The following is a 15653-nucleotide window of genomic DNA, read 5'->3' as shown; positions in this document are numbered from 1 at the left end:
ATCAGCTCGGCAGCTCCCGGACAGTCTAGGAGGAGCCCGTGTCCCACCCGATCGATGTCGGATCAGTACTAGGTGGCCGTTATAAGGTCACTGCCACTGTACTGACCTCACATGACCAGGATCTGGTGCTGGACGGCGTGGACCAGGTGCTTAACCGTGCCGTGAGCATCCTTGTGGCCGGCCCCGGCAATGCCGAGCAGGTGGCACAGAGTGCCCGGGAAGTCGCCACGGGGGAGCGCCCCGGCACCGTGCAGATCCTCGATCTGGGTGTCAGCGACGACACGACTTACCTCATCACCAACCACACCTCGGCCGCTGACCTGCTGGACCTGGTGGTCTCGTCCAACCCGCCCTACATCGAGCCGTTCTTCACGGACACGCTGGGCAGCGAAATCTTCGGTCAGCCTCGCTCCCACGAGCCCGAAACCTATGACGGCCTCTACGACGAAGAAGAAGTCGACGCGGGGTACATCAACTACGGGCAGAAGCAGCAGCCAGCCGCCCCGGCGCAAAAGGCCAAGCCGGTAGTACCGCCGGTTTCCCCGGCCCGCCCGCCTTTGCGTCCGGCCACCTCGCCCGCAGCCGGCGCTGGGGCTGCTGGCGCCGTCGGCGCCGCGGGACTTGCCAGCGGCGCCGCAGGTGCAGCGGCGGCATCCTCCAAGGAGAAGTCTCCCGAAACCGCCCCCCAGGAGGCCGCCCCTCACGTAACGGCACCCCAGCCGGTTCAGGGTGGCTCCCCGGCATCCAGTGCACGTGACTCCACGCCGCCGGCGCCTGCCGAAACACCCAAGGTCTCGCTGTGGTCAGACGACGACTACGAGCGCCCCGCCCCCGACAGCGGACGAACTTCCCAGCAGGGTAAAGCACCGGCGTTGGCCGCCGCGGCCGGAGGTGCCTCCGCCGACCGTGCCCCCGGGTTCTTCCCGGGCTCCGCCCGGAACAGCGACTCCGCGGCAGACGACGAGTACGAAGGCACGGACGAAAAACCTCAGCGCGAGCCCCGCTCCATGCGGTGGCTGGTTGGCGGACTGCTGGCCGCGGTTCTCGTAGTCGGTTTAGTTCTTGCTGTCACCAATCTTGGCAGTCTCTTCAAGTCCACTCCGGAGACCGTCGCAGGGGACCCTTCGTCCACCAGTACGCCCGGTACAACCGCGTCGGCAGCGCCCTCCGGCACTGCCAGCCCCGCGCCAGCCGCCGGTCCGCCCGTCATTGAGGACGTCACGCGGCTGGGCAACTTCGATTTTGCCGGTACCTATGACGGTGACCTGGTCAAGACCTTCGACGGCAATGCCGCCAGCTACTGGTCGGACATGGAATTCGCCACGGACAACTGGGGTGGCCTGGCCGCCGAGGTTCCGCTCGTCGTCAAGCTTGAGAGCCCTGCTAAGGTCTCCTCAGTGACGCTGAGCCAACTAGGGGCCTCCGGCGGCAGCATCAGCGTCTACACCAACGACCGTCCGTCCCTCGAGGGCGCCAAGCAGGTTGGCAGCAACAGCTTCACCTCCCCGGATCTGACGATGTCCCTGCAGGAGCCCACCACCGCGCAGTATGTCATCGTCTCCATCAAGAACCTGCCCAAGCTGGCCGCGCCGAAAACCCGCTACGGGTTTGGCCTTCGCCTGGCGGAGATCAAGGTCCAGTAGCGGTCCGAAACCATGGCAGGAGTGGGCTTGCCTCGGTGCCCGGACGGTATCCCAAGCCTCGTTGTCCTCCCGTGACGCCCAGTCCCGCCGGAATATTCAGCACCAAGTGGCAGTTGTGCCATGTGGCCGGCCATCCAGGCGGGCGCATCGACAAAGGAAGAGGTTCACCGTTCAGTGAGCAACGCAGAAAACACCGCGTCCGACGTACGTGATGTCATCATCGTAGGCTCCGGCCCCGCGGGCTACACCGCCGCGGTGTACACGGCCCGCGCCAACCTGAAGCCGCTGCTCCTTGCCGGATCAGTCACCGCCGGCGGCGAGCTGATGAACACGACCGACGTCGAGAACTACCCGGGTTTCCCGGACGGCATCATGGGTCCGGACCTGATGGAAAACTTCGAGAAGCAGGCTGCCCGATTCGGCACTGAAATCCAGTTTGAGGACGTTACCGAACTGGATCTCGACGGCGACATCAAGACCGTGACCATCGGCTCCGGAGAGACTTTCCAGGCCCGATCCATCATTCTGTCCACTGGTTCGGCCTACCGTGAGCTCGGCCTGCCGAACGAGAAGCGCCTCTCCGGTCACGGCGTCAGCTGGTGCGCAACCTGCGACGGTTTCTTCTTCAAGGACCAGGCCATTGCAGTGATTGGCGGTGGTGACTCCGCTATGGAAGAGGCACTGTTCCTGACCAAATTCGCTAAGTCAGTCACCGTGGTCCACCGCCGCGACACCCTGCGAGCCTCCAAGATCATGGCCGACCGTGCCTTGGCCCACGAGAAAATCAACTTTGTCTGGAACACCGGCGTCGAGGATGTTCTCGGCCAGGACAAGGTCACTGGACTTCGATTGAAGAACCTCGTGGACGGCACCGAGACAGAGCTCGCCGTTACGGGCGTCTTCGTGGCAATTGGCAACGATCCGCGTACCGATCTCGTCAAGGGCAAGCTCGACCTGACCCCTGAGGGCACCATTGCCGTCGAAGGCCGCACGTCGAAGACCAGCATCAAGGGTGTCTTCGCCGCCGGAGACGTCATTGATCCGACTTACCGCCAGGCCATCACGGCCTCGGGATCCGGCTGCGTAGCCGCTCTCGACGTCGAGCACTACATCGCCGACTTCCACGCCTAATCGGCGCGCACCAACCAACCGAAGAGAGACAGGGAATATGAGCAACGCAAAAGACGTAACGGACGCTAGTTTCAGCACCGATGTACTGGCTTCTTCCAAACCGGTCATCGTGGACTTCTGGGCCGAGTGGTGCGGGCCGTGCCGCAAGCTCGGGCCGATCCTCGACGAGATCTCCGTGGAGTACAGCGAGAAGGTGGACGTCGTCAAGGTAAACGTAGATGACAACCCGGCAATCGCAGCGCAGTACGGCATCACGTCCATTCCCGCCGTCTACCTGTTCCAGGACGGGGAAGTGAAGGGTACCGTCATCGGCGCCCGCCCCAAGCAGTTCTTCGAAAAGGAATTCGCGGACGTTCTGTCCTAGCTCCGGCATAGTCTGCGCCCCGCGCAGACCACACGCCCAAGTGGCCTCACTTCCGTTCCCGGATGTGAGGCCACTTTTTTGTACAGCGGAGTGTGGGTGGCCGCGCCGCGTACAGATCGTTAAGCGGGACTGCGACGAAGTGTGAGGCTGTCAGATAGACAACCAAAAGGGGTTGAACCCATTCTCTTGATTCTGCAGTTCGGGTGTATTTGCATCACATAATACTGGGCCCTCACGCGGTAGGGGGATTCCTGCAGCCAGATGCCGATCGGCCGCCATGCCCAACCAGCAGTCCGGGTTTCACGTGAAACAAGCTGCGGCGCCGCGAATCAATCAACTTGGGAAACCTCGCGCTGCCGGATTGGGTGAGAGGCGCTTAGTCCTTGGACTTCTCACATGGGAAGGCCGGAGACTTTCGGGGGGCGGTATTCGTGCCTTGCTCTCACTCAACCACACCAGAACTGCATCAGCGCCAGGCTCCCTGCAGGGAAATTCTCAAAATGACACTTTCAGCGGCCGATAGAGAAGGTCGGTCCACGTTAGGTGACGGCTCTGACCATACCCGGATAGGGGGTACGGCCACAGCCTCTTCTGCGGCAATCACGGCCGACCTCCGATTCCGGTAGCCCCTCGCCACGTGGCCATGGAAGATTCGATGAAAGAAATACCGTGGTTGGCTGACTGCCTGCCGGCGCTGCTCATGCGACGAATGGTCGAAGATAGATTCTTGGCGCGACAGATCACCAACACGGTGCAGAGGCTCGGGGCCGGTCAAAGATGCGCCGCAGGCCGTTGGGTTGCAGCTATTGATCTTGTTTCACGTGAAACATCGACGATCCCGCCCACGGATATGTCGTGGGTAAGCGGGCCAGGGGGCCGAAGGGCCTTCTCTTTGTGCGGAACTGTCGCCTGGTCACATGTAAACAGCTGTTTCGAGTGAAACAGAAGTTCCATCCCCATGCTCTCGCCCGCATTCATCCGCCCGCATTCATCTGGACCAACGCGACGACCCCCACAGCTGACCAGCGGAGACATTGAGGCGGTCTTGTTTCACGTGAAACATGTCCCGAACCCACCAAGGACGCGGGTTGGCCGTCCGAATTCACTGCGCGGTCGGTAAGGATGGGTACGTGGCGACGTGCAGCGGGTGAGGGATAGTGAAGTGTAGATTTGATATTTCACTCTCGCCTACCGTTGGGCTCGGGCGACTGGGCAATAGCGGTGGCTAGCTCAATCGGCGGTTTCTGTTGTAGCTGTAATGAAGCGCTCGAACCGAATGCTTATTCCGAGTCTCCTAATGCTGAGGCGCGGACCTACGGCTGCAGCGGATTGCAGGGGAGCGGATCTATGGCTATATCCCGACCGCTACGCACTAGACGGCCACCGGGACTGCGGAGGCAATATCATTGCACCCCCGTGGGTGTTTCACGTGAACATGGTCGAGGAAACTGCACATTACCTCAGGTGTTTCACGTGAAACAGTATTAGTACTGCCGCACGGGGGCGCCGCACGTGCGCTCGTTACCCCAGGCGGAGCACCGGGGCCTTATAGCGCCCCAACGCTTCCTGGAGGGAGCACGCATCCGGCTACCGGCCTACGTGGCATCGGCGGCCCCCTCCACCGATCGCACCGGTATCGCAATAGGGGCTACGGCAGCGTCAACCCTGAGGCATCTTGGCTTGGTTCCGCTCGCGAATATCCGGGCTCTGGATAGGTATTGGCCAATAGGTAGTAAATCCAGCTACCAGTATCAAATATCCTGCTGACTCAGGTAGCCACGCCCTTCATGAACCACCACAGTTGATGTGCCACCCGCCGGATAGCCAAAGCGCTGACATCGGGCCACAGCCACCGGAGACCATGGCCCGCGATTCCACTCAGCCCATCCCGGCAAGCACACTCCGGAGACTCCAAACACCGTGCAAGGGCGGTGAGAGCAGCTCGGCAGAAAAGTTACGCACACTCAGATGAATCATATTTCTCGAGCCCGGGCACAAGAACATGGCTGCCTCGGAGTTGGGTATCCTCGTGGTCTTGATGAAATGCAGCGTGGCAAAGACCGCCGTACGTCCAGACCTTCCGTCGCTGGTCAACGCGGCAGGCCCTGAGAGGGTCAAGCCGGACGCCAGAGCCCTCAGCACGGGGGTGTGCACATGACAAGTGCAGCCCTCTTCCCACCCATCAGCGAGCAACGCGCGCTCTGTCTTCTCGGTCGGGCTCTGAGCGAGCAAATCTGCGCCCCTCTCCCTCGGGCGCAGGTGAGGGCCCAAGATTCCGTCAGCGGCCGTCGGCGCTTTCAGATACACGAATTGGAAAGCCCCCTGGTCGGCCTGACACGGGCATAAGACGTCTGCGAAGGCGTGCCCCAGCAACGGGGCTTTGTGTCGCCCCCGGGCAACTTGATAGGCAGGGCAAGCATACGTGGAAGACGGGTCGGCGACGTTGCCCTCCCATGGCCTTGCGTAGTGGTGCGGAGCCGGCCAGTTGGCCACTGGTGCTACCCCGCGAAAAGGTGCCGGATGTCCGCCCTCATCATCTTCTCGGGGTCAGAGGAACGGATACCCACAAGTTTCTCCACAGATGTTATGCACATAGTTATCCACAGGACGCCGGGCTTTTGTCACAGCGTTTTACGGCGGTTCATCGCGGCGGTGGACGGGCCTGGTCGTTCCCCCCTTCCGGACGCTCGTTCCGATACGATACGGGCCGTCGGCAGAGCGTCCCGCACATCATTGATCCGCCACTAAGCAGCCGATAAATATCGCTTAAGATCATGAAAAATTAACCAACAGCGGGCGATTTAGGAAGCACAGCCAGGCGTGAATCAGATCACGGCTCAGGCGCCGGAATTGTTTCACGTGAAACGGTGCAGTCCTCGATGGCCGACAGAGCCGCTATCACGTCCACATGGCCTCCCCCTGCCCGCTTATGGGCATCGAGCTGTGATTTGCGATGCAGATAATCCACAAAGTTATCCACAGCGATATCCACCGAACTATCCACTGCTTACAACAGAGGTTCAGGCCGTTCCTCCATAGCCGGCAGGGTGCCCTGGGTTACCACCTCTGCAATCACCTCCTCCCTCGGGGCAGCGACTGAGTACCGTCCCGCAACCCACACCACGTCGTCGGCATCCCCGGCGCGAACGAGTCCGGCAGTAATACCAACCCCCGCAAACCCCGTACGTCCAGGGAGATGACCGGAAATCCAATGGAGCCGACCCAGGGTGGCCGCGAAATCCGCCAGCCGGTTCGGAATGTTCTCCGGGGGAGGAGCGGCGGTGCGGGCGCCCAGTGCATAACCAGTGACTGCCCCTTGTCGAGAGCTGTCCTCCCAATCAGAATCCCATCTCTCCGGTGACCCCGCCCCGCTAGGGCCGATGCAGAGTCTCATATGATTCCGGTGCGACACCCTCAGTACGACTTTGTGCCAGGAGGCCTTACGGGGGCCGGGTAGCACTTAGCCATCACAGCCTGGGCGGGCGACGGTCTGTGACACCTCTACGGGCATGCTGATGTTGTCTGTGGCAGTACCCGACGGGAGGGGTCCCCGTCCATACCAAAGGACTATAGCGCTGCGGTGCCGGCCGGTGGCCCCCTGGGGAACACCGACGGCTTTGGAACGCCCAGACCAGCGAGACGTCGACCAGTTGGTTGATCCACCACGCCCGCTGGACTCGCAGCACAGCCGGCCAGCGTCCTTGTCCTGCCTTTGCCCGCCCTGGCCTGCTCGGGGAAGGTCTCAGTCTCCTAAGACGGCCCAAAGGCTCAGAGGTGCCCACAGCGGCGCTGGCAGCCACTGGGGGAGCCTCGGTCCTCTCGTGCCCTCGAAAGGCTCGAAAGCGCGCCATAGCGGTGCCGGAGGCCTCTCGAGGTGCGTCGCCGCTGCTGCGCCACGTGGGCCCTACTCAAGGCCCCTTTGATCCTCCCGAGCCTTCCAGTCCGCTAAGCAGAGTCCACCAGGCCGTCCGACGCGCCCCGTAATCCACAGTCACCACCGTCGATGTTTCACGTGAAACCTCCCCACGCGCCCGCAAGGCACTCTGGAAGGTGCTTCACTGCGAACGTGGGGTGGCGATCGCGGCGCATGACGTGTACACATACCTACCGGAGAACTCCATGTTTCACGTGAAACGTCGGGTGTCCTGGTCCTCCTCTGCCCACATAAGGTGCCGGTAAAAGCTGCATTGCGGAACTTTGCCGAGCCGAGAAGTTCGTTGGTGGGGTTCCGCGGTCAGTTCGGAGTGCTCCTGCCCCCATTTTCGCTACGGTCACGGGGGATTGGATGGACCGCCAGTGGGTTCCCATATGCATTGTTCTGAAGTGCGTACACGCAGCGCTTCCGGCATTGACCCCTTGGAAAGCTGCACCGTGTCGGCTCCACCTGCATTGCCTGGTTTGCCTCAAGGTCTGCTTCTGTTGCCTCCACCTGTTCTGCTTGTCCGATCACGGCTTGCGGTTGGGTATCAGACAAACCCAACATCACCATTAACAGTTCCGGTACAGCTACCGTGCGGGCAATTCCAGGGGTGACTGCGGGGTCGGGTCCGTGCCGTACACGCCTTTGAGATCTCTTCGGGGGTTACCTCAGCGGCTAAAGCCTGAATCCTTTAGGGGGAACCACCTTCCCGCCCGGAAGACACTGGGCCCACTGCGTTGCCGGGCACTTTCCCGGCCCACTTGCCTCAGGCCCAGGCGTACCGAATAACACACCCACGGCTGGCGAGAAGTTACCGAAAACAAAAAAGGGACCTGTTTCACGTGAAACAGGTCCCTTTAATGAGACTGTGTGGGCTAGCCGGAAGCCCCGGGTGACAGGACATCCATGATTCGGTTAAGGTCCTCGACACTTGCGAATTCGATACTGACGCGTCCCTTGCGTGCACCAAGGGAAATCTTGACGTTGGTATCTAGCCGGTCCGAGAGCGAAGAAGCCAGGTAGTCCAAGCGCTCGTGCCTCGCACCCGGACGGGGAATGTTGTTTTTCGGTGCCGCCGACGGGTTCTGGTAGAGCGTGACGGCCTCTTCGGTCGCACGTACGGACATTCCCTCCGCGACGATCTTCTGGGCCAGGCGTTCCATCGCGGCGGCATCCGGAAGAGCCAGGAGTGCCCGGGCGTGTCCGGCAGAGATGACGCTGGCCGCGACGCGGCGCTGAACCAACGGCGGCAGCTTGAGCAGCCGGAGCGTATTCGATACCTGGGGGCGCGAACGTCCAATACGGTCGGCCAGTTGTTCATGGGTAGTGCCGAAGTCCTCCAGCAGCTGCTGGTATGCGGCGGCCTCTTCGAGGGGATTCAGCTGGCTCCGGTGCAGGTTTTCCAGCAGGGCGTCGCGGAGCAGGTCGTCATCCGTAGTATCCCGGACGATGGCGGGGATGGTTTCAAGGCCCGCGGCCTGTACTGCCCTCCAACGACGCTCACCCATGACGAGCTCGTAGGGTTCTCCACCTTCTTCAGTTGAAGTGCGGACAACAATTGGCTGGAGGACACCAATTTCTCGAACTGAGTGAACCAGCTCCGCCATGTCGTCCTCATCGAAGACAGAGCGCGGTTGCTTGCGGTTGGGGTGAATGTCGGTGACCAGGATTTCCGCGAAACGGACACCAGGTACCTCGACTAGTTCCACACCCTGATCCTCAGCCGACGGAAGTGAAGTTTCGACGGTCGATTTCTCGGCGGCAGGGGTAACTGCTGCGGCCGGTACCTCACCCTTGGCTGCAGGTGTCTTCCGCGCCGGGGCCTTCTTGGTCTCGGGGGCGGTCCCCGCATCCGCCACGTCAGAGGGACCAGCCGCAGCTGGCGCCGTGGTGTGCGTCTGCGGTGTGGCAGCGGTTTCCTTTTCGGAGGCTGCGGTGTTCTCCTCCGTAGCTGCTACCTCGGTAGAGGGTGTCCGCTTGCCGGCCTCAGGAAAGAACAGATCCACAGGCCGGGAGGGCGCTGAACCGTTGCCGGCAGCCGCAGCGGAACTTGGAATGAGTGCCCCAAGTCCACGGCCGAGGCCGCGTCGCTTATCGCTCATGGATAAATCCCTCCATTGGAAGAGCCGGGCATCACCGGGCTCTAGTTAGTGCAATTCTTGAAAAGATTCTAACGTTCCGCGATTTCGGCTGCGGCTTCCAGATAGGACAAAGCACCGCTGGATGAGGGATCGTAAGTCATCACGGTTTGCTGGTAGCTGGGTGCTTCAGAAATGCGGACCGAGCGGGGGACCACGGCGCCGAGGACCTGCTCCGGGAAGTGTTCGCGTACCTCGGCTGCCACCTGGGCAGCGAGGTTCGTTCGGCCGTCGTACATGGTCAGGAGGATGGTGGAGACAACCAGATCGGCATTCAGGTGCTTCTGGATCATCTCGATGTTCTTAAGCAGCTGGCTCAGTCCCTCAAGCGCGTAGTACTCGCACTGGATCGGAATGAGAACCTCGCTGGCTGCACAGAACGCGTTGACGGTCAGGAGCCCCAGGCTCGGCGGGCAGTCGATGAAGATGTAGTCCAGCCGCTCCTCACCGTTCTTCGCACGTTCCTTGGCATACACGTCAATGGCACGGCGAAGGCGCTGCTCACGGGCAACGAGGCTGACCAATTCAATCTCGGCGCCGGCCAGGTGGATGGTGGCAGGCGCGCAGATGAGCTTGGCGATGTCCGGGCAGGGCGCCACCACGTCCTGCAACGGGATGTCGTTGATGAGGACGTCATAGATGCTGTCAACGTCGGCGTGGTGTTCAATTCCGAGGGCAGTCGACGCGTTGCCCTGCGGATCGATATCTATGACGAGCACGTTCAGGCCCGCAGCAGCCAGGGCGGCGGCGATGTTGACCGTGGTGGTCGTTTTGCCCACTCCGCCCTTCTGGTTGGAAACGGTGAAGATACGGGTCTTCTCCGGCTTCGGAAGTTCGCGGCCCAGGAGACGTTCCCGGCGTTTGTTCTCATGGGCGAGCTCACGGGCAATGGGGCTGGAGTCATCGATGGAGTCCAGCACGTTCCCGGTGGCGGCAACCGATGTTTCACGTGAAACACGCGGCTTCCCAGTGGTCTTCGCAACCGATGCAGTGCGCTTTACGGAGTAATCATGAGCGACTGCAGGCGCACTGAAGGCCCGTGCGGACCCCAGGGACACAAACGGTGGGATCCGTTGTGTGGAGGCTTCGCTACTGGTCACTGTGACACACTCACTCTCGTTCGGCTTTTTCTGCCGGTTACTAGCCTAACCTCTTACCCTCGGAGTCCGGGGGCACCGGGCTGATGCTAGGAAATCTTTTGAGGCTTATTCACAACGATTCGGACAACGGTTGTGGGTTCTTCGAGGAGGTCCTCGCCCACCAGGACAACGGAGGTCTGGGTACCGCCAAGCTTCCGAATCACCTTGGCGGCTTTTTCGATTTCCTCGCCGGCGCTACGTCCCTTGATCGCCACTACTTCACCTTTACCCGCCAGCAGCGGGATGGTCAGACCGGCGAGGTTGGAGAGTGCGGACACAGCGCGGGCCGTGACTACGTCGGCGTCCACCATGCCGACGGCAAGCTCCGCCCGGGTGCGCATGATCGTAACGTTGTCGAGACCGAGATCGTCCACAACTTCCTGCAGCCAGATAACTCGGCGTTCGAGGGGTTCGATCAGGGTCAGTTCCAGATCCGGCCGGGCGATGGCCAGGCATAGGCCGGGCAGGCCGGCACCGCTCCCGACGTCGGCCACGTGGCTTCCCTCGGCAATCTGGCTCTCGATGACAGCACAGTTCAGCACGTGCCGGCTCCACAGCCGGGGCACCTCGCGGGGACCAATCAGACCCCGTTCCGTCCCGGACGTGGCCAGGTGCTCCACATAGCGCTTGGCCAGGTCCAGCCGGTCCCCAAAGATCTTCTCGGCTGCCTGCAGTTCGGCCGCGGTAATTTCAACCATTAAGCTATCCGGCGGCTTCAGTCTGCGGAAACGACGATGTGGCGGTCAGCGCCTTCGCCCTCGGACTCGCTGATGAGCCCGAGGTCAGCAACGGCGTCGTGCACGATCTTCCGCTCGTAGGCGCTCATCGGCGCCAGAGCCACGGTCGCGCCGGACTCCTTGACGGAAGCGACGGCGTCTTCCGCGATCTTCTGCAGATCCCCGGCACGCTCCGAGCGGTAGCCGTTGATGTCCAGCACCAGCCGGGAACGGTTTTCCGTCGCGGACAGCACCGCGAGCCGGGTCAGTTCCTGCAGGGCTTCGAGGACTTCGCCGTCCTTGCCTACGAGGCTCTCCAGGCCGGCTGCTTCTTCCTCAGCGACGATCGAGATGTAGGTGCGGCCGTTGCGTACTTCAATGTCGATGTCGCCGTCGATGTCGGCTATGTCCAGCAGTTCCTCGAGGTAGTCCGCTGCGACGTCGCCTTCCTCTTCCAGGCGGCTGGCGGAGGTGCCCTTGTCCTCGGAGCCCTCAGATTCTTCGGCGCCAGCGTCTGAGTCAACGTCCTGTTCGGCATCCTGAACTGGGCTCAAGGCGTTGTCCTGCTCGTCAATCGCTTCAGCGGAAATAGCGTGTTCGGTGCTTTCGGCAGACATTACTTCCTCTTCCTGTTCTTACGTTGTGGCTGGACACGCTGGCTCTTGGCTACCAGGGCCGCAGCGGCCGCAGCTTCAGCGGCCTCGGCTTCGGCTTTCTTGGCGCCCGTCAGGGGCAGGGCCGGCAGGCCCTTGGCAGCCCGTCGCTCGGCAAGGGCCTTGGCTGCGGGGGAACCCGGCGTCGGCATGCGGCGGATCACGAAGAACTGCTGCGCCATGGTCCAGAGGTTGGTGGTGGTCCAGTAGATCAGGACACCGATGGGGAAGTTGATGCCACCCACGCCAAAGACGATCGGCAGGACGTAGAGCATCATCTTCTGCTGCTTCATGAACGGGCTGGCCATGGCCTCTTCGGACATGTTCTTGGCCATGATCTGCTTCTGCGTAATGAACTGGGAGGCCGTCATGGCCAGGATCATCACGATCGAGAGAATCCACACCGCGACCACGTTGCCGCCCTCGGGCGTGCCGTGAAGCAGGGTGGCAGAAAGCGGGGCACCGAAGATGCTGGACTCGTCGAACTGCACCACTTGCTCGTGGCTCATTGCTCCGATGCCCTTACCGCTGTTCGCCGCCGTCGTAATGCCTGACAGCACGGTGAAGAGGGCAAAGAAGAACGGCATCTGAATCAGCATGGGAAGGCAGGCCGAGAACGGATTGGTGCCGTGCTTCTTGTACATGGCCATCTGTTCCTGGGCCATGGCCTGGCGGGACAGCTGGTCGGTCTTGCCCTTGTACTTGTCCTGTAGCTTCTTCAGGTCCGGCTGCAGCAACTGCATGCCGCGCTGGGCTTTGATCTGCTTGACGAACACGGGAATCAGGGCGGCGCGGATCACCAGCACCAGCCCGATGATGGACAGGGTCCACGTCCAGCCGTTGGCGGCGGGCATGCCGATGGCGCTCAGGCCATCGTGGAAGACCACCATGATGGCGGACACAAGCCACTTGAACGGAAACATGATTGTTTCAAAGAAATCCATACGATATCCCTATTCGTTAGGCCGCAGAGCGGCCTTCTCCATCAGTCTGAGCAGCCAGGTACTTGTCCGGATTGTTCAGCACAACAATTGTGGGGGTTCGGTCTGCGGGCCACTCGCATTTACCGGCGGGGACATGGTCCACACCGCCGGCATTCCAGGGATGGCAGCGCACCAGACGCTTGGCCGCGAGCCAGCTTCCCTTGACCGCGCCATGGACCGTGATCGCCTCAAGGGCATAGGCCGAGCAGCTGGGGAAGAAGCGGCAAACCTGGCCGTACAGCGGTGAGATCACCTTGCGGTACGCCAGGAGCAACAGGATGAGGATATTGCGGGGCAAGTTCCAGACTGCCCGGCCCAACCATTCTGCTGCGGATTTTGTAGGAGGGACGACGGCGGCAGTTAAGTTACGCACGCGGGGTCCCTTCCTGTGTTGTCTCGTTAGAAACCGAAGAAGCAGCCTTCGGAAGGCGGCTGCCCAGCCGTTTCATGTTGCTTTCCAAGGCGGCGTCATAGTCTGATCGCAACTGGTCGAAGCTGGCACCCGCCGCGGCGGGCAGGGCCCGCACCACGATCGTGAACCCGCTGCCGTACTGCTGCAATGACAAGGCACCGACTTCTCTCAGTCTCCTCTTAACGAGGTTCCTGACAACAGCGTTCCCAACACTCTTGGAAACGATGAATCCGATCCGGCTTGGTTCATCGGCAGCGAGGGCTGCCGTATATAACACTACGTTCCGGCGTCCATTGCGGACACCGGAACGTACAGTTGTTGAAAAATCGGTTGATGTCCTCAGACGGTTGCGGGTGGCCAGCACCTTTAAACTCGCACAGGGATGTGGACCGACGAGTCAGTTATTTAGGCCGACAGCTCGGTGCGACCCTTGCCACGACGGGCTGCCAGGATGGCACGGCCGGCACGGGTACGCATACGAAGGCGGAAGCCGTGCTTCTTGGCTCGACGGCGGTTATTCGGCTGAAAAGTCCGCTTGCTCACGTTAGTTACTCCAGTGGGATCAAAGGTGCGCCCACCCGATCAAGGGGAAGAACTGGTCGACGCTAAGTTTTGTATGTGCCGCTTCCCTCGACTCGCAAGACGCTGGGCGTCGGGAGAGATTCAAATGAGGCGAAAAGCGTACACATGGGACTTCACAACGTTAGGGCTTGCCGCCCTCCCGAGTCAAACCGGGGGTCGCGCAACGGGCTTTCCACAGTTGTGGCTAACTCCCGCTCCAGCCTGTGGATGAAGTGGGTCACGCACCCCGATTTAGAACTACAACGGTGTGATTATCCACAGGACACAACCCAGCTATCTTCTGGCGTTTTCATCCCCTAGAGTGTCTCAGTAGCCGATTATCCACGGGCTGTGCATAACCCTGTGGATTAAGCCGGGGCCAGCGCACTGGTTCGGGACTTGTGGCTGCAGGTAATGCAGGCAAGCAAGTTTGAGGAACTGATTGATGACAGTAGACGAAGCCAACCAAGCCAACACTGTCGGAAGTTCCTGGCGCCGGGTCGTGAGCCTGCTGGAGAACGATCACCGTGTTTCACCCCGGCAGCGTGGCTTCGTCATCCTCGCCCAGGCCCAGGGCCTGATCGGATCCACCCTGCTGGTGGCCGTACCGAATGAGCTCACCCGCGAGGTACTCCAGACGCAGGTGAAGGAAGCCCTCGACGACGCCCTCCGGAGCGTGTTCTCCGACGAAATCCGTTGCGCGATCGACGTCGATACCGATCTGGTGCCGCTCCACACGGAACCGGAAGCCGCCGTCGAGCTGTCCCTGGCGGCCGATCCGTCAGTGGAACTGAAGCCGCAGCCGATGCTGCCAAGCACCTCCCACGAATTCGGCCGGCTCAATCCGAAGTATGTCTTCGACACCTTCGTGATCGGTTCCTCCAACCGCTTCGCCCATGCCGCGGCTGTCGCCGTGGCCGAAGCGCCGGCCAAGGCCTACAACCCGCTGTTCATCTACGGTGACTCCGGACTCGGCAAGACCCACCTGCTCCACGCGATCGGCCACTATGCCCGACGGCTCTACAGCGGGATCCGGGTCCGGTATGTGAACTCCGAAGAATTCACCAACGACTTCATCAACTCCATCCGTGACGATGAAGGCACCAGCTTCAAGACGACCTACCGCAACGTGGACGTCCTGCTGATCGATGACATCCAGTTCCTCGCCGGCAAGGACCGGACCTTGGAGGAGTTCTTCCACACCTTCAACGCGCTGCACAACAACAACAAGCAGGTGGTCATCACCTCCGACCAGCCGCCCAAGCTGCTCGCCGGTTTCGAGGACCGGATGAAGTCACGGTTCGAGTGGGGCCTGCTGACCGACATCCAGCCGCCGGAACTCGAGACCCGGATCGCGATCCTCCGGAAGAAGGCCCTGAGCGAGGGCCTGTCCGCCCCGGACGACGCCCTGGAGTACATCGCTTCGAAGATCTCCAGCAACATCCGCGAACTCGAGGGCGCGCTGATCCGCGTCACGGCCTTCGCCAGCCTCAACCGCCAGCCGGTCGACGTGGCCCTGGCCGAGATGGTCCTAAAGGACCTCATCACCGATGACGGGGCCCAGGAGATCACCTCCGCGCAGATCCTCACGCAGACCGCGGACTACTTCAAGCTCAGCATGGAAGAACTCTGCAGCAAATCCCGGACCAGGACACTGGTGACCGCCCGGCAGATCGCGATGTACCTGTGCCGGGAACTGACGGACATGTCCCTCCCCAAGATCGGGCAGGAGCTCGGCGGCCGCGACCACACCACGGTCATCCACGCGGACCGCAAGATCCGTGAGCTCATGGCCGAGCGCCGAGTGATCTACAACCAGGTGACCGAGCTGACCAACCGGATCAAGCAGCAGCAGCGTAATTCCTGAGCTGATTCCTGACCTGCCCGGACGCGCACTCTGACCTTATTAACAGGTGCCTGTGGACAAGCCTGTGGATAGTTAAGGGGACAACTGCGGTTAATGGGCTTAAAACCCTTAAGGCGCCTGTGGATCA

The 15653-nt window shown here is 61.5% G+C and carries 13 protein-coding genes; 4 read left to right on the top strand and 9 right to left on the bottom strand.

Annotation, left to right across the window (positions count from 1 at the left end; all coding sequences use genetic code 11):
* The first annotated feature begins 38 nt into the window (after window positions 1-38).
* The 3 genes from AC50YC_RS14880 (at window position 39) to trxA (ending at window position 3138) form a co-directional block, all read left to right on the top strand.
* Entirely contained in the window at window positions 39-1643 is a 1605-nt protein-coding gene (locus AC50YC_RS14880; protein ID WP_494952883.1) for an ABC transporter substrate-binding protein, read from the top strand.
* 174 nt (window positions 1644-1817) lie between these two features.
* A complete protein-coding gene (gene trxB, locus AC50YC_RS14875; protein WP_494952882.1) occupies window positions 1818-2774 on the top strand; it encodes a thioredoxin-disulfide reductase in 957 nt (318 codons plus the stop codon).
* 37 nt (window positions 2775-2811) lie between these two features.
* A complete protein-coding gene (gene trxA / locus AC50YC_RS14870; RefSeq protein WP_354171441.1) occupies window positions 2812-3138 on the top strand; it encodes a thioredoxin in 327 nt (108 codons plus the stop codon).
* A gap of 2830 nt (window positions 3139-5968) precedes the next feature.
* On the opposite strand, the gene AC50YC_RS14865 is transcribed toward trxA, so the two are convergent.
* The 9 genes from AC50YC_RS14865 to rpmH form a co-directional block, all read right to left on the bottom strand.
* Window positions 5969-6130: a hypothetical protein gene (locus AC50YC_RS14865; protein ID WP_494952881.1), complete on the bottom strand. Its 162-nt coding sequence runs from the start codon at window positions 6128-6130 to the stop codon at window positions 5969-5971.
* A gap of 1802 nt (window positions 6131-7932) precedes the next feature.
* Window positions 7933-9159: a ParB/RepB/Spo0J family partition protein gene (locus tag AC50YC_RS14860; protein WP_494952880.1), complete on the bottom strand. Its 1227-nt coding sequence runs from the start codon at window positions 9157-9159 to the stop codon at window positions 7933-7935.
* A 68-nt stretch (window positions 9160-9227) separates the two neighbouring features.
* Window positions 9228-10295, bottom strand: a complete 1068-nt coding sequence (locus AC50YC_RS14855; RefSeq protein WP_494952879.1) for a ParA family protein — start codon at window positions 10293-10295, stop codon at window positions 9228-9230.
* An 86-nt stretch (window positions 10296-10381) separates the two neighbouring features.
* The gene (gene rsmG / locus AC50YC_RS14850) at window positions 10382-11032 is read right to left on the bottom strand and encodes a 16S rRNA (guanine(527)-N(7))-methyltransferase RsmG (RefSeq protein WP_494952878.1); all 651 of its coding nucleotides are present in this window, start codon (window positions 11030-11032) and stop codon (window positions 10382-10384) included.
* Between the two features lie 17 nt (window positions 11033-11049).
* Complete coding sequence (locus AC50YC_RS14845) at window positions 11050-11667, bottom strand: Jag family protein (RefSeq protein ID WP_494952877.1); 618 nt, start codon at window positions 11665-11667, stop codon at window positions 11050-11052.
* Complete coding sequence (gene yidC, locus AC50YC_RS14840; protein WP_354171449.1) at window positions 11667-12647, bottom strand: membrane protein insertase YidC; 981 nt, start codon at window positions 12645-12647, stop codon at window positions 11667-11669. Before yidC ends, AC50YC_RS14845 begins: the two co-directional genes overlap by 1 nt.
* Window positions 12648-12663: 16 nt before the next feature.
* Entirely contained in the window at window positions 12664-13059 is a 396-nt protein-coding gene (yidD, locus tag AC50YC_RS14835) for a membrane protein insertion efficiency factor YidD (RefSeq protein WP_494952876.1), read from the bottom strand.
* Window positions 13052-13462: a ribonuclease P protein component gene (rnpA, locus tag AC50YC_RS14830; protein WP_494952875.1), complete on the bottom strand. Its 411-nt coding sequence runs from the start codon at window positions 13460-13462 to the stop codon at window positions 13052-13054. The genes yidD and rnpA overlap by 8 nt, the downstream gene beginning before the upstream one ends.
* 41 nt (window positions 13463-13503) lie before the next feature.
* The gene (gene rpmH / locus AC50YC_RS14825; protein WP_003800212.1) at window positions 13504-13641 is read right to left on the bottom strand and encodes a 50S ribosomal protein L34; all 138 of its coding nucleotides are present in this window, start codon (window positions 13639-13641) and stop codon (window positions 13504-13506) included.
* 463 nt (window positions 13642-14104) lie between these two features.
* Here rpmH and dnaA point away from each other — a divergent pair, with 463 nt between their 5' ends.
* Window positions 14105-15526: a chromosomal replication initiator protein DnaA gene (gene dnaA, locus AC50YC_RS14820; RefSeq protein WP_494952874.1), complete on the top strand. Its 1422-nt coding sequence runs from the start codon at window positions 14105-14107 to the stop codon at window positions 15524-15526.
* Window positions 15527-15653: the final 127 nt, after the last annotated feature.

It is taken from the genome of Pseudarthrobacter sp. MDT1-56 (genome assembly GCF_059383555.1).
The sequence above is the reverse complement of the archived record's forward strand: the minus strand, read 5'-3'. Positions and strand labels throughout refer to the sequence as shown.